Here is a 369-nt window from a genome sequence, read left to right as displayed (position 1 = left end):
GGCGAACCGCTCCGCGGGCCAGCGGCGGGCGGCCGCGTCGGCGCCGGGGTGCAGGACGACCGCGCCGGGGGCGGGCACGGGCTGGGCGGGCGGGGGCAGCCGCAGGTCGGCGGGGTCGGCGGGGATGCCGTGCCAGGTCAGCAGCCGGCACCAGCGGAGCCGTTCGTGCTCGTCCGGGTCCCAGGCCGGGCCGCGGGTCCCCGGGCCCGCGGGGTGCGCGTACGCCAGCAGCCGGACCGGGCACAGGGCGCGCAGCGGCGCCCGGCTGGCCGGGCCGTCGCCGTGCAGGTCCACGGCCAGGTCCGGCGGCGGCCCGGTCCACGCCAGGCGGCCGGGCACGGCCCGGCCGGGCGCGGCGGCGGGCAGCAG

The 369-nt window shown here is 84.8% G+C and carries 1 protein-coding gene; it reads right to left on the bottom strand.

From position 1 onward, the window contains the following. Positions 1-369, bottom strand: a 369-nt coding sequence (locus RKE29_RS30595) for a glycosyltransferase family 9 protein (RefSeq protein ID WP_369016078.1), incomplete at both ends; no start/stop codon positions are given.

The organism is Streptomyces sp. B1866, from assembly GCF_031932565.1.
GTDB lineage: Bacteria > Actinomycetota > Actinomycetes > Streptomycetales > Streptomycetaceae > Streptomyces.
The sequence above is the reverse complement of the archived record's forward strand: the minus strand, read 5'-3'. Positions and strand labels throughout refer to the sequence as shown.